Origin of the sequence: Capnocytophaga sp. CM59 (assembly GCF_000293175.1) — a bacterium.
Classification (GTDB): domain Bacteria; phylum Bacteroidota; class Bacteroidia; order Flavobacteriales; family Flavobacteriaceae; genus Capnocytophaga; species Capnocytophaga granulosa.
Window position 1 is genome coordinate 70348 of sequence record NZ_ALNN01000013.1, and the last position, 23458, is coordinate 93805.

The 23458-nt window shown below is 42.4% G+C and carries 19 protein-coding genes; 3 read left to right on the forward strand and 16 right to left on the reverse strand.

Annotated elements, in window-relative coordinates:
* Positions 1-88: 88 nt before the first annotated feature.
* From HMPREF1154_RS03930 to HMPREF1154_RS03975, 11 genes are all read right to left on the reverse strand, one after another.
* On the reverse strand, positions 89-1084 hold the full coding sequence (locus HMPREF1154_RS03930; RefSeq protein WP_009641261.1) for a bile acid:sodium symporter family protein: 996 nt from the start codon (positions 1082-1084) through the stop codon (positions 89-91).
* Positions 1068-1442 (reverse strand): hypothetical protein, encoded by a 375-nt coding sequence (locus tag HMPREF1154_RS13485; RefSeq protein WP_009641227.1) that lies wholly within the window; start codon positions 1440-1442, stop codon positions 1068-1070. Before HMPREF1154_RS13485 ends, HMPREF1154_RS03930 begins: the two co-directional genes overlap by 17 nt.
* Before the next feature lie 87 nt (positions 1443-1529).
* On the reverse strand, positions 1530-2954 hold the full coding sequence (gene asnS, locus HMPREF1154_RS03940) for an asparagine--tRNA ligase (protein WP_009641253.1): 1425 nt from the start codon (positions 2952-2954) through the stop codon (positions 1530-1532).
* A gap of 184 nt (positions 2955-3138) precedes the next feature.
* Entirely contained in the window at positions 3139-5283 is a 2145-nt protein-coding gene (locus tag HMPREF1154_RS03945; RefSeq protein WP_009641179.1) for a peptidase domain-containing ABC transporter, read from the reverse strand.
* A 141-nt stretch (positions 5284-5424) separates the two neighbouring features.
* Positions 5425-5814 (reverse strand): hypothetical protein, encoded by a 390-nt coding sequence (locus HMPREF1154_RS03950; protein WP_009641257.1) that lies wholly within the window; start codon positions 5812-5814, stop codon positions 5425-5427.
* A 4-nt stretch (positions 5815-5818) separates the two neighbouring features.
* A complete protein-coding gene (locus HMPREF1154_RS13295; RefSeq protein WP_009641272.1) occupies positions 5819-6016 on the reverse strand; it encodes a hypothetical protein in 198 nt (65 codons plus the stop codon).
* A gap of 121 nt (positions 6017-6137) precedes the next feature.
* The gene (locus HMPREF1154_RS03955) at positions 6138-6665 is read right to left on the reverse strand and encodes a peroxiredoxin family protein (RefSeq protein WP_034566887.1); all 528 of its coding nucleotides are present in this window, start codon (positions 6663-6665) and stop codon (positions 6138-6140) included.
* Position 6666: 1 nt separating this feature from the next.
* Positions 6667-7221, reverse strand: coding sequence for a hypothetical protein (locus HMPREF1154_RS03960; protein ID WP_232211964.1), 555 nt, complete (start codon positions 7219-7221; stop codon positions 6667-6669).
* A 315-nt stretch (positions 7222-7536) separates the two neighbouring features.
* Entirely contained in the window at positions 7537-9798 is a 2262-nt protein-coding gene (locus tag HMPREF1154_RS03965; RefSeq protein ID WP_009641239.1) for an aconitate hydratase, read from the reverse strand.
* A 98-nt stretch (positions 9799-9896) separates the two neighbouring features.
* Positions 9897-12110 (reverse strand): NADP-dependent isocitrate dehydrogenase, encoded by a 2214-nt coding sequence (locus HMPREF1154_RS03970; protein WP_009641229.1) that lies wholly within the window; start codon positions 12108-12110, stop codon positions 9897-9899.
* 2 nt (positions 12111-12112) lie between these two features.
* A complete protein-coding gene (locus HMPREF1154_RS03975) occupies positions 12113-13396 on the reverse strand; it encodes a citrate synthase (protein ID WP_034566899.1) in 1284 nt (427 codons plus the stop codon).
* A gap of 471 nt (positions 13397-13867) precedes the next feature.
* Here HMPREF1154_RS03975 and HMPREF1154_RS03980 point away from each other — a divergent pair, with 471 nt between their 5' ends.
* On the forward strand, positions 13868-15196 hold the full coding sequence (locus HMPREF1154_RS03980) for a TrkH family potassium uptake protein (protein ID WP_009641202.1): 1329 nt from the start codon (positions 13868-13870) through the stop codon (positions 15194-15196).
* Positions 15197-15198: 2 nt separating this feature from the next.
* On the forward strand, positions 15199-15849 hold the full coding sequence (locus HMPREF1154_RS03985) for a potassium channel family protein (protein WP_009641238.1): 651 nt from the start codon (positions 15199-15201) through the stop codon (positions 15847-15849).
* On the opposite strand, the gene HMPREF1154_RS03990 is transcribed toward HMPREF1154_RS03985, so the two are convergent.
* Together HMPREF1154_RS03990 and panC are read right to left on the reverse strand one after the other, a co-directional pair.
* The gene (locus tag HMPREF1154_RS03990) at positions 15846-16634 is read right to left on the reverse strand and encodes a TrmH family RNA methyltransferase (RefSeq protein ID WP_009641277.1); all 789 of its coding nucleotides are present in this window, start codon (positions 16632-16634) and stop codon (positions 15846-15848) included. The two genes, HMPREF1154_RS03985 and HMPREF1154_RS03990, sit on opposite strands and share 4 nt — an antisense overlap.
* Positions 16635-16636: 2 nt before the next feature.
* On the reverse strand, positions 16637-17482 hold the full coding sequence (gene panC, locus HMPREF1154_RS03995) for a pantoate--beta-alanine ligase (RefSeq protein ID WP_009641264.1): 846 nt from the start codon (positions 17480-17482) through the stop codon (positions 16637-16639).
* 103 nt (positions 17483-17585) lie between these two features.
* On the opposite strand from panC, the gene HMPREF1154_RS04000 reads away from it, so the two are divergent.
* Positions 17586-18392: a glycogen/starch synthase gene (locus HMPREF1154_RS04000; protein ID WP_009641270.1), complete on the forward strand. Its 807-nt coding sequence runs from the start codon at positions 17586-17588 to the stop codon at positions 18390-18392.
* Positions 18393-18410: 18 nt separating this feature from the next.
* Here HMPREF1154_RS04000 and sppA read toward each other — a convergent pair whose 3' ends face one another.
* From sppA to terL, 3 genes are all read right to left on the reverse strand, one after another.
* Positions 18411-20201, reverse strand: a complete 1791-nt coding sequence (sppA, locus tag HMPREF1154_RS04005) for a signal peptide peptidase SppA (protein WP_009641205.1) — start codon at positions 20199-20201, stop codon at positions 18411-18413.
* A 22-nt stretch (positions 20202-20223) separates the two neighbouring features.
* Positions 20224-21549 carry an anaerobic C4-dicarboxylate transporter family protein gene (locus HMPREF1154_RS04010; protein WP_034566888.1) on the reverse strand — a complete coding sequence of 442 codons (1326 nt, stop codon included), beginning with the start codon at positions 21547-21549 and terminating at the stop codon, positions 20224-20226.
* A 347-nt stretch (positions 21550-21896) separates the two neighbouring features.
* Positions 21897-23435: a phage terminase large subunit gene (gene terL / locus HMPREF1154_RS04015; RefSeq protein ID WP_009641172.1), complete on the reverse strand. Its 1539-nt coding sequence runs from the start codon at positions 23433-23435 to the stop codon at positions 21897-21899.
* Positions 23436-23458 lie beyond the last annotated feature (23 nt).

The window sequence follows — 23458 nt, forward strand, 5'->3', positions numbered from 1 at the left end:
TTTGAGTTATTAGTTTTGAATTTTGAGTTAGCTTAAAAGAGAATAGTTAACGATAGAGGCGTGTTTTTCACTTTTCACTTTTCGTTCTTCACTTAATTTGCTTTTCACTCTTATTTACCTCTTGCCCAATTCGATTCGCTAGCCAGCTGACATAAAAGAGTTGGAAGCTGTGGTAGAGCATAATAGGGAGCAAATAGAGTACTTTTTGAGTTTCGGGGATACCTAAGACCATCACAAAAAGACTTCCGTGTACTAGCGACTTTTTAGACCCACAAAAGGTAGTGGTAATGGTGTCTTCCCTGTTGAATCCCAAGGCATGAGAGAGCCGCTTGAGTACTTCATATACAATGAAAAACAAGGCTACTGAAGCCGTTGCAATGATCACAAAGACCATAGGAGAGACCGAAAGGAATATTTGCTTGACAAAAGCATCGGAAAAACTCTCATACACAATGAGCAAAATGATAAATCGGTCAAACTGACCTATCCATTTGCTGTATTTATCTACCCATTTCTTCAAAAGTGGATTCAATAGCAGCCCCAGTACGATAGGTAGCAGTACTTTAAGTAGTAATTGCTGAATAATTTCTCCTTGATTGACTTCTGCTGAGGTGTTTTCTAAGAAAAAGCCCATGAGTAGGGGCGTAGCTACAATCCCTATGAGTCCCGATATGGAGGCGTTGAATATAGCAGAGGTAATATTGCCCTTGGCGATAGAAACCATCACCACTGAGGAGGATACCGTGGAGGGTAAGCTCGCTAAAAAGAAAATCGAGAGCCAGACCAACTGGTAGTTTGTTCCCTTAGCTAATGGGTAGAACAAGGCCACCAAAAGAGGAAAGAGGACAAAAGTACCCAGCTGTACCAACAGGTGAAGTTTCCAGTTCTTTATATCCCGAAATACCTCTTTGATATTGAGTTTCAGTCCGTAGAGTAGGAAGATGATACAAATTCCCCAATCAATAAAGTGGTTTAGGTTAAATACCGCACTGTATTCATCTCGATAAGGGATGATTTTTGCTAAGATGATCATGCCCACTAAGGCAAAAAGGAAGTTGTTTTGTTTGTTAAATATCTTTTTCATTCTGAATATGGTTTGTTTTTCTAAATCGGTTTAATAACACAAATAATAAGCAATAACTGATATTTATAGTGATCCATACAAACCAAGTTCGTAAGGGGCGATAAGATATTTGTTCAAATATTACGAAAGAAAGTATCCCATAAGGCACAAAAAATAACTCTTTTCTCCATTGGAATAGTAAAGAGGAGAGTAATATCCCAATAGCATTACCATAATAATACACAAGATAGACAAATATACCCCAAGAGATATCATATATATAGGAATCAGTGAAGTATCTTTCCACTAAAGTATGTACTCCTATAGGTAAGAGCCAACAACCGACTAAGGTTAGAGTATAGTATAGATACTTTTTCATAAAGTGAGTTTTTAGTGGGAACAAAGGTAGTGAAATATTATCTGAAAGTAAAAAAGCTATCTTTTCGGATAGCCTTTTTTGGATATTTTAGAACTCAGCACTTTGTGGAGTGCGAGGGTAAGGGATTACATCACGGATATTGGTCATACCTGTGGTAAAGAGTACTAAGCGCTCAAAGCCTAGACCAAAACCACTATGTACAGCCGTACCGAACTTGCGTAGTTCGAGGTACCACCAAAGGGTCTGTTCGTCCATGCCTAAGTCTTCTATTTTCTGCTTGAGGACGTCATAACGCTCTTCACGCTGAGAACCGCCGACAATCTCTCCAATACCAGGGAAAAGAATATCCATAGCGCGAACCGTCTTACCGTCTTCGTTCAGGCGCATATAGAAAGCCTTGATCTTGGCAGGATAGTCATAGAGAATCACAGGACAACCGAAGTGTTTCTCTACCAAATAGCGTTCGTGTTCGCTTTGTAGATCTACTCCCCATTCGTCTATGAGGTATTGGAACTTCTTCTTTTTGTTGTGGTTACAGTTCTTGAGAATTTCCACCGCTTCGGTATAGCTTACACGCTTGAAGTCGTTATGAATGACAAACTCTAACTTCTCAATAAGGGACATCTCGCTGCGTTCGGTTTGTGGTTTGGTCTTTTCCTCTTCCAAAAAGCGTTGGTTTAAGAACTCAATATCCTCACGACGTACCTCCAAGGTGTATTTGAGTACATATTTGATAAAGTCCTCTGCCAAATTCATGTTGTCAATAAGGTCATAGAAAGCCATTTCAGGCTCAATCATCCAGAATTCGGCTAAGTGGCGAGAGGTGTTGGAGTTTTCTGCACGGAAAGTAGGGCCAAAGGTATATATTTTCCCCAATGACATAGCGAAAGTTTCCCCTTCAAGCTGTCCAGATACGGTAAGGTTGGTTTCACGCCCAAAGAAGTCTCTTTTATAATCCACCTCGCCTGTTTCGGTAAGGGGCGGATTCTTGGGGTCAAGGGTAGTTACACGGAACATTTCCCCTGCGCCCTCGGCATCACTACCTGTGATAATTGGGGTATTGACGTAGAAAAAGCCATTGTCTTGGAAATACTTATGTACTGCATAGGCTAGCGTAGAGCGTACGCGCATGATAGCCCCGAAAGCATTGGTGCGTACGCGCAAGTGTGCCTGCTCGCGGAGGAACTCCAAAGAGTGTTTCTTTGGCTGAATAGGATATTCGTCAGGATTACAGTCTCCCAAAATGATAACCTCGGAGGCCTGTACCTCAATAGATTGGCCTTTGCCTTGGCTTTCTACTACTTTTCCTCTCACCTCAATAGCAGCTCCTGTGGTGATACGCTTGAGGGTTTCCTCAGGGGTATGTTCGAAATCCACTACCACCTGTAAGTTGGCCAAGGTAGAACCATCATTAAGGGCTATAAAGCGGTTGCTGCGGAAGGTACGTACCCACCCACGGAGGGTAACCTCGCCTACATTTGTCTTTTCTTGTAATAATTCTTTGATACTCATGTTTTTAAAAAGTAAAAAGTAAAAAGTAATAAGGTGAAAAAGATACCTATAGCTTCCTACTTTAGATTGAAATGCAAAGGTAGTGAAAAAAGTAAAAAGTAAAAAATAAAATTAGTGGTTAGTTGTTAGGCTATAGGGATTAATTATTAATTATTTATTTTTAGAAATAAAAACAAATAATTTTTTAAATTTTAGCAAAGAAATCACTGTAGAAATTTTTAGTTTGTATAAGTTCTTCATGAGTACCCGAAAGAATAATTTTACCATTTTGTAGAATACATATACGATCAGATATGTCTTGTAAAGAGTGTAATCTATGTGTGATAAAGAGGATTAAACATTGTGGTTTTATTTTAAATAATAACTTGTGTATAAACTGTTCTGTTTGTCTATCCATGGCAGATGTAGCTTCGTCCAAGATGAGTAGCTGTGGCTTTTTAAATAATGCACGAGCAAAAGCAATAAGTTGTTTTTGCCCTCCAGAGAGATTGATTCCTCCTTCGCCCAATAGGGTAGCCAATCCTTGTGGGAAGGTATTGAAATAAGTTTCAAAATGATATTCTTCTAAGAAAGAAAGAATTTTTTCCTTACTATTATTTTCTCCTAAAAGAATGTTATCTAATACATTACCATTGAATATAGCTATTTCTTGAGGGATATAAGCTACTAATTTTCGGTAGCTATCTAAAGAAATATTACTTAAAGCTTGTTCATTGATATAAATGGTTCCCTTTTCAGGAGTGTAAAATTGTAGGAGAATATTGGCCAAAGTACTTTTTCCGCAGCCATTTTCTCCTACAATAGAGATAAGTTCTCCTTTTCTTGCTTGTAAAGAGAGACAAGAAAGAATGGGCTTTCTTCCTACAAAGCGAAAGGTAACATCTTGTAGTGTGATTGTATCTATGTTATCAATTGTGTCTTCTCCAGAAGATTCTGCTTCAATAGCGGTAAAGTGGTACATACGAGAAAAGGCAACCTTTGCTTCATTGATAGGAATACTTATTAGAGCTAAGCTCAAAATGGAGGGAAGTATAGAAGAGACCATTGTAAGAATGGCCATAAGTTCTCCCAGTAGCAAACTATTTTCCAGTACTTGTAAGGAACTATATAGCAAGATACTTACCAAGAGAAACACACTCACCAAACCTGATATCGAAGAAAGACGGATATTCATTTTTCCTAAAAGGAATAACTTTTCTTGAGAGGTGGTAAAGACAAGGTTGTTTATTTTGGCAAAAATCTCTTGTTTATTGTAGATCTTTATCTCCGTAATCCCTTGGAAGGAGTTAATATAGTTGCTCTCTACAATAGCATAACTCTGCATCATTTCTTGCTGTAGGTGTATGATTTTTGCATTGTACTTTTTGATAATAAAAAAGTAAATAGGAATAGAAAGCAGTACAAAAAGAGCAATTTTCCAGCTGTAATAGAACAAAAAGACAATAGTTACTACTATAATAATACTATCAATAAATGCACTGCTGACAAACTGTTTGACAACTCTTTGTATACGTTGAGTGTCATTTAATCTAGCAACCAATTCTCCTATCTTGCGAGTATCAAAGAAAAATTTAGGGAGATATAATAGTTTGGTAAAGAATAGTTTGTTAATACGATTATTAAAGTCTTTGGTTTGCATAACGAGCAAATATTCCCGAATAGCAGCAATAGCTATACGAGCTATAAGTAGAATGGTAAGGAGCATCATTCCTTGCCAAAATCTGTCTAAGTCCTTAGACGGGAGAATGTCGTCAATGAGTTTTTGAGAAAATATAGCCATGGCCAACCCCAAAATAGCTATAATAATTCCTAAGACAATACTGAGAGTGAGTAGGCGAATATCTTTCCTGACAAGCTCCAAAAGCCAAAATAATTGTGCTTGTTGTTTATTTTTCTTTTTTTGGAATCTTTCTGTAGGACTAAGCGTAAGACAGGCTTTGCCTATCCAAAGCTTCTCTAGGTCTTCAGCTGTGAGCCTTTCAATCCCCTTGGCAGGGTCCCCTATAATAAAAAATCCATCCTTATAACCATAGCAAACTATATAATGTTCTAACTGTTCAATTTTTACATGTAATATCAGTGGATCAAGATAATCCTTAAGAACTTCTATAGTAGCCTCATTACCCTCCGCTTTAAATCCTAATTGATTGGCAGCTTGATAAAGACCTAATAGAGTTGTTCCCTCTCTAGTGGTGCCGCTTAGGATACGAAGTTCTTCTAAGGTATGTACTCCTCCATAATATTGAATAAGCGACAATAAGCAAGCGACTCCACAATCGCTTTGGTCATGCTGGTGGGAAAAAGTTTTTTGTATATATTTTAGATTCATAGCATAGATTGATTATAGAGAGAAGAGATGCCAAAAGACATCTCTTCATTAAAGATTAGACAATGTTAGATAGAAAACTTTATATTGAAAAAGTTATTTATCTCTTCTAAATAAAGTATTTCTGTGGGAAGTATTAATCTTTTATTTAATGTTGATAGAAAAATACTTGTCAGGTCTGATAAAGCTATAATACACTATAGGAAGTATATAAAGCAGGAGGGTAGTACAGAATATAATAGAAGATACTATCTGAAAAAAGAATAAAATGCAAACGATCAATGATAAAGTTCCCATTATTAAATAGTAACGATCAGGAAGTGTACTATTTATTTCTATCACAGAATCTTCATGTAGATTGGTTACAGTTTTACTATTCTTCTTAGGTAATAAAGGAGTGGTAACTTCTATGGCATAATGTTCCATTCTTTTCAAAGGTATTTCTACTTTTCCTCCAGAAGTAAGGCTTATTTCTTGACTATTTATAGATACAGAAATACTTGATAATGGGAAAATATTTCTACATAATATCATAAAATCAATCTTTATATGCACAATAAATACTATATACACCTGCTCCTATAGCTGTAGGTGCAGCTATAATAGCTCCTATAGGACCAAAGAATCCAACAATTGTAGCTGCAGCTCCAGCTATAGACATTACTCTATTTTGGTAACTAGAACACTCTAAGCCTGCTTGGATACTTTCCATTTGGTTAAAATTCAATGTCTTCATAATAAAAATATTTTAGTAATTAAACAATAATTGAAATCTAATTGGCCAATTAGACGAAATACTTTTATATAAGCTATAAACGCTAGCTTTTTTATGGCTTTATTAAAAAGTATTTTTATTTTTAATTCTGTTCATTGAGAACAGAAATTATTTTTTCAGCTTTTAGTTGCCCCCTATGTCTTATTAATAATTCCTTATTCTTCCCATAGATAAGTATATAAGGGATACTTGGAGCATTAAATTTTTTAGCAAAAGTATGACTCCTATCTTGTAAGAAAAGAAAAGAATCATAGCCTTCTAATTCTTGTTCTTTAGCAAAGTTTACTATGTTTTCTATAGGCTCTGTTGAGATAAATAAGAATATAGTTTCTTTGAATTGTTCCTTATGTGAGGTAATATCCTTAGCCTCATAAAAACAATATTCACATTCTGTATTGAAATAAATAAAAACAATAGCTACATTCTCAGGGAGTTGTGCTTTTGTAAAGGGTGTACCTTCTATGGTTTGCAAACTGAAATCAGGTACTGTAGCTAAGGAATGTTCTATTTGTGCCTTGTGCTGTAGGAGTGTTACTATTTTGACTCCCATAACACAGAATAATACAACTATAATGCTTATTAAAAACTTTTTTAAAAGTACTTTTTCCATATTAGGATATATTTAAGGTAAGAAACATTACACTTACCACCCATAGAAGCAACCCTATTCCATAACTACAACCTGCTATATTCAATCCTTCTTCAGTAGTACTACCAATGGCCTTATCTATTTGAATGGATAAGAAAAGGAAATAGGCAACTTCAAATACATTTACCACTTGCAAAGGATAAACAAGCCAAGAGGCGACGGTTTTATGATCTATAATGTTACCAAGAGATAAGGGATAAAAGTATTGTAAATCTTCTAAGGTGAAGTTAGATTGGAAAAAATAAAACCAGCATAATTTTAAAATGGGAGCTAATAAAAAAATAAATTCGCTCAATAATACTATACGAAAAAGTTGCCTATAAGGAATCTCTTTATTATGGAAAAGACAACCAATATCTAATAGAAAGGCTACAATACTTATTTTGATTCCAAAGAAAAGAGGAATGAAGGCATATTGTACCCATTGCCATTTTTTTCTTATAAAGAGAATTTTCTGTACCTGCTCAGAAGTAAGTTGTTCTGATAGAGAGAGAACAAATACTTTGTCTAAATTCAAAGCATGAGAGGTGAGTAAATATAGAAAAACACTTATAAGAGATATGGCTATAAATAAATAAGTGTTAGGCCATTTCATAAAATATTAAAAACATTATCTTTCTATCTTTAAAGATGTTGCGAAAATATAAATATTTCTTTTCAAAAACAAATAAAAATAAAAAAACTTATCAACAATTTAAATTGTTGGTATTTAAAACAATATGTTTTTCTTTTTGTTCTGGGTGTAAAATTCAAGTATAGAGTGTATTTTTAAAGGAAAAAATAGGTGGTCAACTATAGGGACAGATAGTAGGCCACCTACAAATATTTACCTTTATTTATTCTTAGCAATGAGGTTCAGTGCACTTCCTGCCTTAAACCACTCTATTTGGGAGGCGTTGTAAGTATGGTTGCAGGTGATGACATCCTTGCTGCCGTCCTTGTGGACAAACTCCAAGTGTAGGGGTTTGTTGGGTGCAAAGTCGGTGAGGTCAAGGAAATTGATAGTATCATCTTCTTGGATCTTATCGTAATCGGCTTCGTTGGCAAAGGTTAGGGCAAGCATACCCTGTTTTTTCAGGTTGGTCTCATGGATACGTGCAAAGGACTTAACCAAAACAGCCTTCACCCCTAAGTGGCGTGGCTCCATAGCCGCATGTTCGCGAGAGGAACCTTCCCCATAGTTCTGGTCGCCCACTACGATAGAGGGAACCCCAGCTGCCTTGTAGGCACGTTGTACCTTAGGCACTTCGTCATACGCACCTGTGAGCTGATTTTTGACACTGTTGGTTTTGCCATTGAAGGCATTTACTGCCCCGATGAGCATATTATTGGAGATATTGTCCAAGTGCCCACGGAAGCGCAACCAAGGCCCTGCCATGGAGATATGGTCGGTAGTACATTTGCCTTGTGCTTTGATGAGCAGCTTAGCCCCAGTAATATTCTTTCCGTCCCAAGGGGCGAAAGGCGCCAAAAGTTGTAGGCGGTTGGAGGTAGGGGATACCACGACTTCTACATTACTACCATCTTTGGCTGGTGCCTGATAACCAGGGTCATCTACGGCAAATCCTTTGGTTGGGAGTTCTTCTCCGTAAGGAGGTTTGAACCTTACCTCTTCGCCCTTGTCATTGATAAGGGTATCGGTAAGAGGGTTGAAGTCTAAGCGACCAGCAATGGCTAGCATAGCTACCATTTCAGGGGAGGTTACAAAGGCATGGGTATTAGGGTTTCCGTCGGCACGCTTGGAGAAGTTACGGTTGAAGGAGTGTACAATGGTGTTTTTCTCCTGTTTTTCTGCTCCTTCTCTGTCCCACTGACCGATACAAGGGCCGCAAGCGTTGGTAAATACCTTGGTGCTGAGTTGTTTGAAAGTATCTATGATACCATCGCGCTCGATGGTATAACGAATCTGTTCGGAGCCAGGGTTGATACCAAAGGAAGCCTTAGGGGTAACGCCCAACTCAATGGCTTGCTTAATCACTGATACAGCGTGGCTCAAATCCTCATAGGAGGAGTTGGTACAAGAACCAATAAGTCCCCATTCTACTTTGAGAGGCCAATCATTGGCACGGGCAACTTCCTTCATCTTGCTTACAGGCGTACCACGGTCAGGAGTGAAAGGCCCATTGATATAAGGTTCTAGCTCGGAGAGGTTGATCTCAATGAGTTGGTCAAAATATTTCTCAGGTTCGGCATATACTTCAGGGTCAGCGGTCAGGTAGGCGGCTACTTTGTCGGCAGCAGCAACGACATCCTCGCGGCCAGTAGCCTTGAGGTAGCGGCGCATGGACTCATCGTAGCCAAAGGTAGAGGTTGTAGCCCCTATCTCAGCCCCCATGTTACAGATTGTACCCTTACCAGTACAAGAGAGAGATTGAGCACCTTCGCCGAAGTATTCCACAATAGCTCCTGTACCCCCTTTCACAGTAAGGATATCAGCTACTTTGAGGATTACGTCCTTAGGGGCAGTCCATCCGTTGAGCTTACCGGTGAGTTTGACCCCGATGAGCTTAGGGAATTTTAGCTCCCAAGCCATACCTGCCATCACATCTACCGCATCGGCACCTCCGACACCTATGGCAATCATACCTAATCCGCCAGCATTGACAGTATGGGAGTCTGTACCAATCATCATTCCTCCAGGGAAGGCATAGTTTTCCAAGACAATCTGGTGGATAATTCCAGCCCCGGGCTTCCAGAAACCAATTCCGTATTTGTTGGATACAGAGGAAAGGAAGTCAAAAACCTCTTTGGACTGCTCGGTAGCCACTTTAAGGTCTATTTCGGCACCTTCTTTGGCTTGGATAAGGTGGTCGCAGTGTACGGTTGTAGGTACAGCCACTTTGGATTTGCCAGCGTGCATGAACTGCAAGAGTGCCATTTGAGCGGTGGCGTCCTGACAAGCGATACGGTCAGGGGCAAAATCCACATAATCTTTTCCTCGTGCAAAGGCCTGGGTAGGTGTTCCTTCCCAAAGGTGTGCATAGAGAATTTTTTCAGCGAGGGTAAGGGGGCGGCCTACGATGCTACGCGCCTTATCTACTCGCTCAGGCATACGGTCGTATACCTTTTTTATCATTTCAATATCAAATGCCATACGTTGTTAGTTTTAAGTTATGAATTTTTAGTTTTTAGTTGTTAGTGATTAGTTGTTAGTGGCTAGTTACTAAAGACTAATCACTAACCACTAACCATTTAATTATTAATAATTGAATTAAGTGTTTTACTAGGGCGCATCACCTCGAAGGTTAGTGCCTCGTTGGGGTGGTAGTAGCCTTGTATATCTACAGGCTTTCCTTGCACCTGCATAAGTTCGCTTAAGATTTGTGCCTCATTATCGGCCAAGGCCTTGGCAATGGGTGCAAATTCTTGGGCGAGCGCACTGTCTTGGGTTTGTACGGCTAAAGCCTCAGCCCAGTAGCGCGCCAAGAAGAAATGGCTGCCACGGTTGTCCAAGGTGCCTACCTTGGATTGGGGAGATTTGCCTTCTTCAAGGACTTTGCCTACAGCTACGTCCAAAGCATCGGCAAGTGCTTGTGCCTTAGGGTTTTTGTAGGTTTGTGCAAAGTGCTCTAAGGAAGCACCCAAGGCGAGGAACTCCCCAAGGGAATCCCAACGTAAGTGATTTTCTTGAAAGAGCTGTTCGGCTAGCTTAGGCGCAGAACCTCCCGCACCTGTTTCAAAAAGTCCGCCGCCGTTCATTAGAGGGACAATGGAAAGCACTTTGGCACTGGTACCGAGTTCCAAGATCGGGAATAAGTCGGTGAGGTAGTCGCGCAAGACATTACCAGTAACAGAGATGGTATCCAATCCCTTTTTAGCTCGCTTGAGGGAGAAAAGGGTAGCCTCTTCGGGGGAGAGAATATGGATTTCCAATCCTTCGGTGTCGTAGTCATTCAGATAGCGACCTACTTTCTTGATAAGTTCGTGGTCGTGAGGACGGAGGGTATCCAGCCAGAAGACAGCAGGAGCACCTGTAGCTCTTGCACGGCTTATGGCGAGCTTTACCCAGTCTTGTACGGGTGCATCTTTCACTTGGCACATACGCCAAATGTCGCCTCGTTCTACTTGGTGAGAGAGATATACCTTGCCATGCGCCCCTACAACACGTATTTCCCCATCTTCAGGAACTTCAAAAGTTTTGTCATGAGAACCATATTCCTCGGCTTTCTGCGCCATAAGTCCTACGTTGGGCACGGAACCCATAGTGGTAGGATCAAAAGCTCCATGCTCCTTGCAGAAGTCTATTACTACTTGGTATATACCTGCATAACTACTATCAGGTAGTACGGCGAGGGTATCTTGGGTTTCCCCTTTGGTATTCCACATTTTTCCTGAATTGCGAATCATGGCAGGCATGGAAGCATCAACGATGACATCGTTAGGAAAGTGTAAGTTGGTGATGCCCTTGTCGGAATTGACCATGGCCACAGCGGGCGCTTCGGCGAATACCTTTTCTATATCTTTTTCGATAGCAGCTCTTTCGGCATCGGGGAGGGAGCTTATTCTGTCTAAGACATCGGAGAAGCCATTGCGTGTGTTCACCCCTAAGCGCTTGAAGGTATCGGCATATTTGCTAAGAAGAGGCTCAAAGAAAGTTTCCACAGCATAGCCAAAGAGAATAGGGTCGGAGACCTTCATCATGGTGGCTTTCAGGTGCAAAGAGAGCAATACCCCTAGCTCCTTAGCACGGGCAAACTGCTTTTTATAGAAATCCAGTAAGGCCTTTCGACTCATTACCGTAGCGTCAATAATCTCTCCTTCTTGTAGAGGGAGGTTGTCCTTGAGCAGTTGGGTTTTACCAGAGGCAGTGAGTAGTTCTATACGTACGGTGTCGGCAGCTTTGAGCGTTACAGACTGTTCGTTATGATAGAAATCCCCTTCGTCCATGGTAGCCACTGTGGTTTTGGAATCCTTACTCCAAGCTCCCATGCTATGCGGATGGGTTTTGGCATAGGCTTTGACTGCCTTAGGAGCACGACGGTCGGAGTTACCTTCCCTAAGGACAGGGTTTACTGCACTTCCTTTGACCTTGTCATAGCGCGCTTTGATGGCCTTTTCTTCTTCTGTAACAGGAGCTTCAGGATAGGGGGGTAGGGGATAGCCTTGTTTTTGCAATTCGACAATGGCCGCCTTGAGCTGAGGCACAGAGGCGCTGATATTGGGCAATTTGATGATATTGGCCTCAGGGGTAGTGGCTAAGTGCCCCAACTCATCTAAGTCATCTTTCACTTGTTGCTCCTTAGAGAGCCATTCGGGGAAAGCTGCCAAGATACGCCCTGCCAAAGAAATATCCTTCAGCTCAAAGGTGACATTTGAAGAGGCACAGAAGCGCTGAATAATAGGTAGTAGTGAGTGTGTGGCCAAAAAAGGAGCTTCGTCGGTTTTGGTATATACAATGCTTTTCATAACTATCTCTTGTTAAGTTCCACAAACGGACGTTGGGTGGCTCCTACATATATTTGGCGAGGACGACCGATAGGCTCTCCGCCTTGGCGCATTTCTTTCCATTGTGCAATCCAGCCAGGTAGGCGGCCGATGGCAAAGAGTACGGTGAACATTTCCAAGTGCATGCCCAAAGCCTTGTAAATGATACCAGAATAGAAATCCACATTGGGGTAAAGGTTGCGAGCTTTGAAGTATTCGTCCTCAAGAGCTACTTTTTCTAGATGCTTAGCAATAGCGAAGATAGGTTCGTCTATGCCCAAGGCATTAAGCACATCGTCGGCTGCGGCCTTGATAATAGTAGCACGCGGGTCAAAGTTCTTATATACACGGTGTCCGAAGCCCATAAGGCGGAACGGATCGTCCTTGTCTTTGGCACGGCGAACGAACTTATCCACATCGCCTCCGTCCTTGTGAATCTCTTCGAGCATTTCAATTACGGCTTGGTTAGCCCCGCCATGTAGGCGACCCCAGAGGGCAGATACCCCAGAGGAGATACTAGCGAAGAGTCCCGCTTCGGAAGAGCCTACCAAGCGTACGGTAGAAGTAGAGCAGTTTTGCTCATGATCGCCATGGAGAATAAGCAGTTTGTTAAGAGCTGAAACTACGGTTGGGTTGATCTCATACTTTTCGGTAGGGATAGAGAAGAATAACTGTAGAATATTCTCAATATAACCCAAGTCATTATTGTAATAGTTCAGTGGTAATCCTTCACGCCTACGATATACCCAAGTGGCGATAATGGTCACTTTGGCCATCACCTTACACACTGCTTCATACACATCTTTTTCGCATTTCACATTTACTGGAACAGGATTAAAGGCAGTCAGCGCACTGGTGGCGGCTGAGAGTACCCCCATAGGGTGGGCAGCCTTAGGGAAACCATTGAGTATTTGGCGCATTTCCTCATGTACCAAGGTGTACTTGTGAATGGTTTTCTTGAACTTGTCATACTCTTCTACCGTAGGGAGTTCTCCGAAGATCAGCAGGTAAGCCACTTCCAAGAACTCTGCCTTGGCTGCTAAATCCTCTATGTTATAGCCACGATAGCGGAGGATACCTTTTTCTCCGTCCAAGAAAGTAATAGCACTCTTGCAAGAACCAGTATTCTTGTAGCCAGAGTCTAAGGTAATCAGCCCTGTGAGGGCGCGCAATTTCTCTATGTTAATTGCTTTTTCGTTTTCGGTTCCCACTACCAGCGGGAACTCGTATTCCTTTCCTTCGAAAGTTAGTTTTACTGTATTTTCCATAGCAAAAGTGTTTTTTTTAGCTACCACAAACATACGTTTTTTTTTTGACATATCAAGCAGGAGTAAAATATTTTTTTGTCTTTTAACTGTAATTTCTATGATTGTTGTTTTGTTTAGGAAAAAATAATATTCTATTCTGATTATTTAGAATTTTTAAGGGGATAAGAATAATGACCAATGACAAGTGACAAGTGACCAATGACGAGTGACAAATGACAAGTGACTAATGACGAGTGACTAATGACTATTCATGGAATTTGTTGTGTCTTAGAGGATTAGTAAATGATATTTTAACTATTGATTGATGTTTAGAAACTAAGTTTTAAAATATTTGGTTAGCTTGTTTATATTTAGTACTTTTGCCGCCTATTAATTAAGTGAAGAGTGAAAAGTGTCACCCTGTTGTTTGCTATTTGCTATTCACTGTTCGTTATTCGCTAATCACTAATCACTAATCACTAATCACCATTGATGTTACGTAATTGTTCTCCTTATACCATTATTATAATCTCTTTCCTCTTTCTGATATGTGTAGGGGCGGGGCTGTTGATGATGCCTTTTACGCATAGCGCGGGGAGCGGGTTTACTTTCTTTGAGGCACTTTTTACCGCTACTTCGGCTGTTACAGGTACAGGTCTCTCTATCTGTGATATGCATGGTATACTCTCGGACTATGGGCAGGTGTGCATTTTGCTGTTGATACAACTGGGAGGCTTGGGAATACTGACTTTTTCTTCAGTGATTGTGCTGCTTATTACTAAAAAAATAGGCTTCTATACCAAGCGATTGATCTCTGAGGGTATGAACCATGAGGCTAAGATAGACTTGTATTCTCATATCAAAAAGGTAGTTTTTATCGTTCTGCTCATAGAAGCTATAGGTGCTTTTCTGCTTTTTTTTGTTTTTATCAAGCAATATAGCTGGTACAAAGCTCTTTTCTATGCAATTTTTCATTCGGTATCGGCTTTTTGTAATGCAGGGATTGCTCTCTATCCCAATGGTTTGCAAGATTATACCTTCGATATTCCTATGAACCTCATTATTATTCCATTGATGTTCTTAGGAGGTTTCGGTTTTACTGCTATTATAGAGCTCTTTGAGTATATCAGGGGAAAGCGTAGAAAAATCAGTGTCAATTCTAAGTTTTCCAGCCTGATTACCTTGATTCTTTTTGGGGCAGGCACCTTGCTGTTTTTTATTTTAGAATACAATCATATGGACGCTTATGCGGGGCACTCTGTGGGGAATAAGCTGCTTATTAGCTTCTTCCACTCAGCCACACTGCGTTCGGTGGGCTTCAATACCATACCTATAACAGAGATTTCAGCAGCAACGGCTTTTTTGTGGATTTTGCTGATGTTCATAGGTTCTTCGCCTAGTTCTACAGGAGGAGGGATAAAAACTACTACTCTTGGTGTTTTATACTTAGGGGTACGTACCTCTTTGCTCAATAGACGGTATATAGAGTACTCTAAACGACGTATCTCATGGCAGCTGTTCAATAAGGCCTCTACCTTGGTTTTTATAACTCTGTTGTATGTCTTTCTTGCTGCATTACTTATAACTTACTTTGATCCAAAGGTGGAAATTCTAAAGATTCTCTTTGAGGTTATGTCGGCTTTCTCTACCACAGGGCTTTCCATGGGGATTACCAATTCTTTGAGTACAGCCTCTCAAACTATCTTACTCTTTACCATGTTTTTGGGTAGGGTAGGGCCGCTTACAATTGTATTGGCTTTTTCTCGTGAGAGAATAGTTGGTAATTATAAATACCCTAAAGAAAATATATTAATAGGATAATTATGAAAAATTTTTTAGTCATAGGTTTGGGCGAATTTGGTAAATCCGTAGCCAAGACCCTTTATAAAAATAAATCCACTGTACTGGCCATTGACGCCAATGAGGAACTGATCAAGCAAGCCCTGAATGAGGGTATCATAGATGATGCCGTTATCTTGGATGCTACCGATGAGATAGCCCTGAAGAATGTAGTGAAAGACGACTTTGATATGGCCTTTGTCAGTGTAGGAGACAATATACAAGCGAGCATATTGATTACTTTACACCTAAAGGATTTAGGCGTGAAAGATATCATCTGTAAGGCAGTGAATCACACCCAAGGTCGTGTTTTGGAAAAGATTGGGGCTACCCAAGTGGTTTTTCCAGAGGAGTCCATGGGGGAAAAGATTGCCTACTCTGTGCTACACCCTACAATCATAGAATACTTTAAGTTCTCGGAGGACTATTTTATCTACGAGGTCAAAATTCCAAAGAGCTATATAGGCAAGTCGCTTATGGAGCTGAATTTAAGGCATAAGTATGAGATCAATATATTGGCGGTCAAGCATAGTGATGGCAAGATGAATGTAACTCCAGATCCGAATCTTCGCTTGGATAAGGAAGACTTACTTATTGTATTGGCCAGAGAGAACTCTATCGGGAAGATCGTTTAGCTTTTTCGCTGTCGGACAGCCTCAAAGATAAGAATGGCCGCACTGACCGATACATTCATAGAGTCAATTTTGCCCTGCATAGGAATGATAATATTCTGGGAGGAAGCCTCTAGCCAAGTAGGGGAGAGGCCAATATCCTCGGTACCTACCACAATAGCGGTACGCCCCCTATAGGACACCTCATCATAAGGCACAGAGGCCGAAAGAGCGGCACAATAGATAGCAAAGCCCTGCTGCTGTAAGTGAGAGCGAATATCCCCACTACTGCCCATAAAAATAGGAACAGTAAAGACAGTGCCCACGCTGGAGCGGATAACATTGGGATTGTACAGGTCTGTCTTAGGATTGGCAATATAGACGGCATCAATCCCTGCGGCATCGGCGGTACGTAGTAGTGCCCCAATGTTGCCAGGTTTTTCGGGAGCTTCGGCAACCAAAACTAAAGGATGCGCTTTTTGGAATACACTTCCAGAAAGCGCATGGTCTTTACACTGTGCCAGCGCCAATATCCCCTCGGTAGAGGAGCGATAGGAGAGCTTCTCATACACCTCTGCTGAAATAGCGGTACACTTATACCCTGCAAAAAGTCTTTCGACCTCTGCCTCACTTAGGATAGCGGGGCAGATGAATAACTGCTCAATGAGGTAGCCTGCCTGTAAGGCCAAGGTAATCTCGCGTTTTCCTTCTATAAGAAATTGTTGATGTTCCTTGCGCTGCTTGGACTTTTGGGTGAGGGTAAAGAGGTATTTGACAAGGGGATTCTGTAGGCTGGTAATCTGTTGCATGACTATAAGGAAAGGTTATCAATAAGTCGTACGCCCTCAATATAAGCGGCGACAAAAGCACGGTAAGCCTTGTTGGCTTGTTTCTCGGTGGCCTCTTGGAGGGTATTTTCGTCTACGATTAAGAAATACTCTAATTCGAAGGCAGGTGCTTGGGCAAATTGTTGCTCAACGAAAGCCTTTACCTCGGCAATGGAGCTGGAGGCAAAGCGCGCTTTGGCCTCTTGGAGTACCTTGTAGATGAAAGCTGCCTGCTGGCGTCCTTCGCTGGAGAGGCGCTCGTTGCGAGAACTCATAGCAAGGCCGCTTTCCTCCCTGATGATAGGGCAAGGTACCAGCATCACAGGTAGGCCTCGCTGGGCGACCATACGCTTGATAATCAATATTTGTTGGTAGTCCTTTTCTCCGAAGTAAGCACGGGTAGGGGTTACCAGCCTGAAGAGCTTTTCTACGATGGTGGCTACCCCCTCAAAGTGTCCAGGTCTGAAAGCGCCTTCCATGACCTTGTCCAAGCCCTGAAAGTCATAACTGCCAGAGGTGGGAACACCCTCATACATTTCGGAAATTTCGGGAGCAAAGAGCACAATCTTGTCTGATAGGCTGGCGATCGTCGCTGCGTCCTTTTCCAGGTTGCGCGGGTACTTCTCTAAATCCTCTGCATTGTTGAACTGAGTGGGGTTCACAAAGACGCTGACCACGACTTGGTCGTTCTCCTGCAAGGCTTTTTTCATTAAGGACAAATGTCCGTTGTGGAGCGCTCCCATAGTAGGGACAAGGCCTACTGATTTTTTTTCTTGGAACAAGGGAGCCAAAAAAGACTGTAAATCTAATTTTTTGTCAAAAATTTGCATTTTTTAAGAATTTACGAAACTATTTTTTTGTTGATAGTAGTTTGTTTGTAATTTTTTTTGTAACTTTGTGCCTGAATGTTTTTCGTCTAAAAAAAATACACTTATGAAAAATAAAAAGATACTTTATGTTTCTTCTGAGGTGTTGCCTTATCAGGCAGAGACAGAAATAGCCCAACGCGCTTTTGATTTGGCACGCGCTCTGAATACCACAGGAGGACAATTGCGTATCTTTACGCCCCGTTATGGAGACATCAACGAACGCCGTCATCAGTTGCATGAGGTGATTCGTCTTTCAGGAATGAACTTGGTTATCAATGATGTGGATATGCCACTGATTGTCAAAGTAGCCTCTATCCAAAAGGAGCGTATGCAGGTGTACTTTATTGATAATGACGAATATTTCAAGCAAGAAGATGCCTTTGACGATCAAGGGAAACTCTATGCTGACAACGATGAGCGTTGTATCTTCTTTGCTAAGGGGATCATAGAGACAGTTAAGAAACTCAATTGGTCTCCTGATCTGATCCATATACAGGGTTGGCTTGGGGCACTGCTTCCGCTCTACCTAAGAACATACTACAAGGACGAACCCATCTTCTATAATACCAAGACTATTACTTGCTTTTTGCGCTCTCCCTTTGAGGGGCAGCTGGATGCGGCGCTACTTTCTAAAGTAGGCTTCGATGAAATCACAGAAAAGGAAGCAGAGGAACTAAAAGAGCCTCATAGCCTAAACCTTATCAAGATTGCCAGCCGCTATTCCGATGCTATTACTACCGTCAAAGGCACTCTACCTCAGGAAGCTATAGACTATATACAAGGCACAGGTAAGCCTTTTCTTCAGGGAGAGACTATAGAGACTACTTGTAAGGTGTATCCTCAGTTCTATAAGGAACTCATGCACAAGTAATCTCTATAGACTATCTATTTATTTGATATACACATCATAGGGCATTCTCGCTTGCAAGAAGGTGCCAGAGGAGGGAACAGCATTCTTAAGCTGTTGCATTCCCTGATACACATTGGTACCTATTTCTTGCCTTATCATCTCTCTAAGTTCAGCTTGGGTAGAGGCACGGAAACGCTTCTTCATGAAATTAGAGAAATCAATTTCTACAACAGGATAAGCCAAAAGGCCATAATTACCCTCGGTGAGGTTGTTTTCTTTGGCAGCATAGGCAATGGTCTGCTTAAGGTTGCCTATTTCATCTACAAGGCCTAGTTTTAGCGCGTCGGCACCTGTCCATACACGTCCTTGAGCTATGGAATCCACTTGCTCCCAGCTCATGTGGCGTCCGTCAGCTACCCGTTGAACAAATTTCTTATAAAATAGCTCAATTCCCTCGGTGAATACCTGGCGGGTTTTCTCAGGTGTTTTCTCAAACAAACTATAGGTAAGCGCATTGGGGTGCGTCTGTACTTGTTCGCTGTTGATCCCCCATTTGTCGGCCAAATCTTTGAAATTAGGCAATATACCAAATACCCCGATAGAACCTGTAATGGTCTGCTTATCGGCAAAGATACGCTTGGAGTTGCAAGCGATATAGTAACCGCCTGAAGCGGCCAAGTTGCCCATAGAAGTATAGACGGGCTTTACCTTTTGGGTAAGCTCTATCTCCCTATGTATCAGCTCAGAAGCTAGGCCACTTCCCCCAGGGGAATTCACACGTAGCACAATGGCCTTCACCGATTCCTTATCACGTGCTTGGCGTAAGGCCTGGATAATAGTCTCGTTGCCTACTGTAGCCTCCTCGGAGGGGCCATATACGATTTCTCCGTTGCAGAAGATCACTGCGATATGCGCTTTCTTTCGCTCTTTGAGCAAGTTCTTTTTATACTCAACGGCTACTTTCTTTGTATATTTTTCTATAGGAACTAATTCAAAATCCTTTACTTTTTTGACTCCAGTGGCCTTACATAGGCTTTTTTCAAATTCATCTTGGAAGGCAATCTTATCCACTAAGTGATGAGAGAGTGCCAGCTCAGGGGTACGCCCCCAAAGGCTATCGGCAATCTGGTTGAGGTCAGCCACAGAGAAACCACGGCTTTGCGCCACATCATGGGCATAGTTTTCCCACAAGGAGCTAAGGTAAGCCTTTATCTGTTCGCGGTTGGCCTCACTCATGCTGTTTTCCAAGAAAGGCTCTACGGCACTTTTGTACTTACCATGGCGGAAGACTTCCATGTGGATTCCTGTTTTCTCCTGTAAGTACTTGTAATAGAGTACTTCAGCACTAAGTCCCTGTACATTGAGTTCGGAGAGGGTACCCACAAAGAGCGAATCGGCCACACTCTGCAAGAGATAATCCGACTGGGTTGCCCCTTCGCTAAAGGCATAGACGAACTTGCCGGAGGTCTTGAAATCCTCTACAGCCTCACGAATATCCTGCAAGTGGGCACGTCCCTTGATACCTTGGGTACCTCCTAGAACAATTCCCTTGATCTGCTTATCTGTTTTGGCATATTCAATAGCCCTTAGAATCGCTGTCAGGGTATTATCCTGACTGATGTCATAGTCGAAATCCTTGATGTGTATAGGGTTGCTATACTCATATACCTCCTGCTGAAAGTCTAAGGAAAGTATGGCGTTGTCCTTAATCTCAAGAGCGTCCTCCTTGGGCGCAAAGAAAGAAGCCATACCGATGAAAATCAGTAAGAGGAGGAATAAGCTGGTAAAGCAGCCTACTATGACAGCTAAAACGGTTTTAAAAAATTTCATTTATTATAGTTTTGATAATCAGTTACATAAAGGCAATGATTGTATATCCTATAGCGATCGCCACTATGGTCGCCACAAAGCCAGGGAGCTGGAAGGAGTGGTTGAGCACATACTTGCCAATGTGAGTGGTACCTGTACGGTCAAAGTTGATCGCTGCCACTACGGTTGGATAGTTTGGAATAAAGAAATACCCATTGACGGCGGGGAACATAGCTACCATGGCAAGGGGAGAGATCCCCAATCCTAATCCCAAGGGGTAGAGCGTACGTACGGTAGCCGCTTGGCTGAAAAGGAAAATAGACATGACAAAGAGCGCCACGGCGAAAAGGAAAGGATACTGGTTGACAATCTCGGCTATATGGTCTTTGAAAAACTCAATATTGCCATTGAAATAGGTGTCGCCCATCCAAGCAATCCCGAAAATGGCAATTACCGCTTGCATACCTGCAATAAAAACGGAGCCCTTGACAGCCTTGTTGATATCCGCTTTGGAGAGGATCAGCATAAGGCCAGCGGTGGACATCATCACAATCTCAATGGTCTGTGTCATACCTAGTTGTACTGCTTTTCCGTCAATGGTGAATGTAGGTCGTAGTGCCTCTACAGAACCGAAAAGAACAATAGAGAATACCCCTAAGAGGAAGATAATCACAGAGGTTTTAGCACGTTTTTGCTCCTGTGGACTAGGGACAGCTTTTTCACTCTTGTCTTGGCTGAGGATACCCTCCTGTATACGGCGCAAGTACTCAGGGTCTTTTTCCAAAGGAACCCCCACGAAATTCACCGCGATAGCCCCTGCAATCACCCCGATAAGAGTGGCCGGGATACATACCATAAGTATATTGCCCAAGGTGATGCCCCTATCTCCCAAAAGTTCAGCTGAGAGCAAGGCAGCGGTAGCGGCTGAGATAGGGCTGGCAGTAATGGCCTGTTGGGAGGCGATCACCGAGATAGAGAGGGGACGCTCAGGGCGTACCTTGCTATCGGTGGCAATCTCCGAGATAATCGGAAGCAGTGAGTAAGCAATATGTCCTGTTCCAGAGAACAAAGTAAAGAAATAACATACCACAGGCGCCAAGAAAGTAATCATAGCAGGGTTTCTACGCAGGATTTTCTCGGCCACTTTGACCAAGTAATCCAGCCCCCCTGCTGCTTGCAAGGTAGCCGCGGCGGTGATCACAGCCACGATGATCAGCATCACATCGATAGGCGGGTTACCAGGCTTAAGGCCAAAACCAAAGACCAAGACGCCCAATCCCATCATACCGAAGATACCCAAGCCGATACCTCCGACTCTTGCACCAATGAATATAGCGGCAAGGACAACCAATAGTTCCATGTAAATCATAGCAATAAATTAAGGTGGTTCTTATGAGCGACAAAGATACGAATTTAATGATTAATGACCAATGATTAATGATTAATTATTAATACCAGCAATGATTAATGGTCAATGCCAATAATGATTAATGATTAATGCCAGCAATGATTAATGATTAATGGCAATAGTGGTAGAAAATGATTGTTTTGTCCAATTCGTTAAGACGCAATTTATTGCGTCTTAGAAAGCAAAGAGCATTTGACGAGTGACTAATCCCCCTAACCTCCGAAGAGGGAACGAGTGACGAGTACAATAGGATTAGTCACTCGTCACTCGTCACTCGTCACTTGTCGTTAGTCACTCGTCATTGGTCACTACCGAAGTCCAAACATCTCCGCGACGCTGACTCTCTTGGGGGGCTGGCGACACTCTATGGTGCCAGTGAGCGCATCAGGGGCGTCGTCATGGGCATTGGTACCTACGCGGAGGTAACCCGTCAGGTCGCGAGCAAACTTAGGGAAACGCTTTTTCCAATCCAAAGGCATCTTAATCAGCTTCTGCACAGAGGCCGATGCGGCAAAAATCCTTGCTGTTTTGTTCTGATTCTGGGGAAAAGGATTAAAGCGCGTCAGTCGGTTGCCTGTGTCCCACGAACGTTGTTGCAGGTTGCTGACGAAGAGGTTGCCGCCGTTGTTACTCTCAATATGGCAGCGCTCTACCTGGTGTTGCTGGAGCATATAAGTCAGTGTAGTTTCAGTAACCTCCATAGGGTCTTTGGTGTAGAGTATATCGGTAATATAGTTGCCGTCCTCCGCCTCCTTATAAAATAAAGCGCATAGGTAATCCGCCCCACTATCAGCAGCGTCAATATATGCTACCGAGTAGGAACGAGAAGGCAAGTCGGTATAACAGCTGAACTCTTCGTACATCAACCCTTGGGAAGGCTGTGGATTCTGTTGGTATAGACTTTCAAAAACGGTTGGGGAGCGACCTTTTATCTCTAAGAGTTTTTCCAAACTATGTCTTTCAGGCCATAAAGGTTCTCCCTCTGCTCTTGGATCTTGTTCGCTTGGCGGCCTGTTCTGTATAGCAGGGAAACTAACGAGTAGCCAACCTTGCGGATTTTCAATAGGGTCATATATACCCTCTTGCTCTAAGAGTCTGCCTGCCAAGTCCTCCATATGCCAACGAGTAAAGACCAACAGCTGTTGGCTATCGTTGTGCAAACGTGTGGAGGCTACTGTATCGTACCAGTCGGCCACGTTCTGACGAATTACTGGCGACCAAGCAGACGAAGCATCTTTGTATAAGTCGTCCATAATCAGCATATCCACAGGTTCGCCAGTTAAGGAACCTCCTACGCCAATCGTCTTAAAGCTACCTTGGTAGCCTACGATTTCGCACTCATCGGAGTTGCGGGCATAGTTTCGACTGCGTCGGCCTTGCTCTTGGTAGCTTGCCTGACCCGCGAGGAGCGTTTGTGGAAAGAGTTCGTAATAGCGGTCATCGTCCATGATGCGTTGCAATTCCCTATTAAATTTGCGCGCTTTGATAGCATTGTAGGAGACAATAGCGATACGTTTGTCAGGGTCTTGTCCTAAGACAAAAGCGGGCAAGCGGCGGGTGGCGCCTTCACTCTTGCCATGTTGGGGCGGCATGGTGATCATCAGCTTTTTGATTTCTCCCATGGCAAAGCGTGTTAGCACCTCGTAATAGGCGAGGTGGAAAGGGGCGGGGGCAAAAGAAGGGAGTGTATGACAGGTGAAGGAGAGGAGGTTTTCTTGGGGCACGAGCTGCAAGCTCGCGCCAGCGGTGTGGTAACTGTTGTGAGATATATTGGGTTGGGGATATTGGTGTTGAGCAGGTGTAGGGGCAAAGTCCGCGAGAGCGGAGTATGTGAGCAATTCGCCCATGTTGGGATTATGATTGTTCGTGT

Coding starts and splice junctions, on each gene's coding strand:
- HMPREF1154_RS03930 (WP_009641261.1), bottom strand. CDS start 1,084: ATGAAAAAGATATTTAACAAACAAAACAACTTCCTTTTTGCCTTAGTG.
- HMPREF1154_RS13485 (WP_009641227.1), bottom strand. CDS start 1,442: ATGAAAAAGTATCTATACTATACTCTAACCTTAGTCGGTTGTTGGCTC.
- asnS (WP_009641253.1), bottom strand. CDS start 2,954: ATGAGTATCAAAGAATTATTACAAGAAAAGACAAATGTAGGCGAGGTT.
- HMPREF1154_RS03945 (WP_009641179.1), bottom strand. CDS start 5,283: ATGAATCTAAAATATATACAAAAAACTTTTTCCCACCAGCATGACCAA.
- HMPREF1154_RS03950 (WP_009641257.1), bottom strand. CDS start 5,814: ATGATATTATGTAGAAATATTTTCCCATTATCAAGTATTTCTGTATCT.
- HMPREF1154_RS13295 (WP_009641272.1), bottom strand. CDS start 6,016: ATGAAGACATTGAATTTTAACCAAATGGAAAGTATCCAAGCAGGCTTA.
- HMPREF1154_RS03955 (WP_034566887.1), bottom strand. CDS start 6,665: ATGGAAAAAGTACTTTTAAAAAAGTTTTTAATAAGCATTATAGTTGTA.
- HMPREF1154_RS03965 (WP_009641239.1), bottom strand. CDS start 9,798: ATGGCATTTGATATTGAAATGATAAAAAAGGTATACGACCGTATGCCT.
- HMPREF1154_RS03970 (WP_009641229.1), bottom strand. CDS start 12,110: ATGAAAAGCATTGTATATACCAAAACCGACGAAGCTCCTTTTTTGGCC.
- HMPREF1154_RS03975 (WP_034566899.1), bottom strand. CDS start 13,396: ATGGAAAATACAGTAAAACTAACTTTCGAAGGAAAGGAATACGAGTTC.
- HMPREF1154_RS03980 (WP_009641202.1), top strand. CDS start 13,868: ATGTTACGTAATTGTTCTCCTTATACCATTATTATAATCTCTTTCCTC.
- HMPREF1154_RS03985 (WP_009641238.1), top strand. CDS start 15,199: ATGAAAAATTTTTTAGTCATAGGTTTGGGCGAATTTGGTAAATCCGTA.
- HMPREF1154_RS03990 (WP_009641277.1), bottom strand. CDS start 16,634: ATGCAACAGATTACCAGCCTACAGAATCCCCTTGTCAAATACCTCTTT.
- panC (WP_009641264.1), bottom strand. CDS start 17,482: ATGCAAATTTTTGACAAAAAATTAGATTTACAGTCTTTTTTGGCTCCC.
- HMPREF1154_RS04000 (WP_009641270.1), top strand. CDS start 17,586: ATGAAAAATAAAAAGATACTTTATGTTTCTTCTGAGGTGTTGCCTTAT.
- sppA (WP_009641205.1), bottom strand. CDS start 20,201: ATGAAATTTTTTAAAACCGTTTTAGCTGTCATAGTAGGCTGCTTTACC.
- HMPREF1154_RS04010 (WP_034566888.1), bottom strand. CDS start 21,549: ATGATTTACATGGAACTATTGGTTGTCCTTGCCGCTATATTCATTGGT.
- terL (WP_009641172.1), bottom strand. CDS start 23,435: ATGGGCGAATTGCTCACATACTCCGCTCTCGCGGACTTTGCCCCTACA.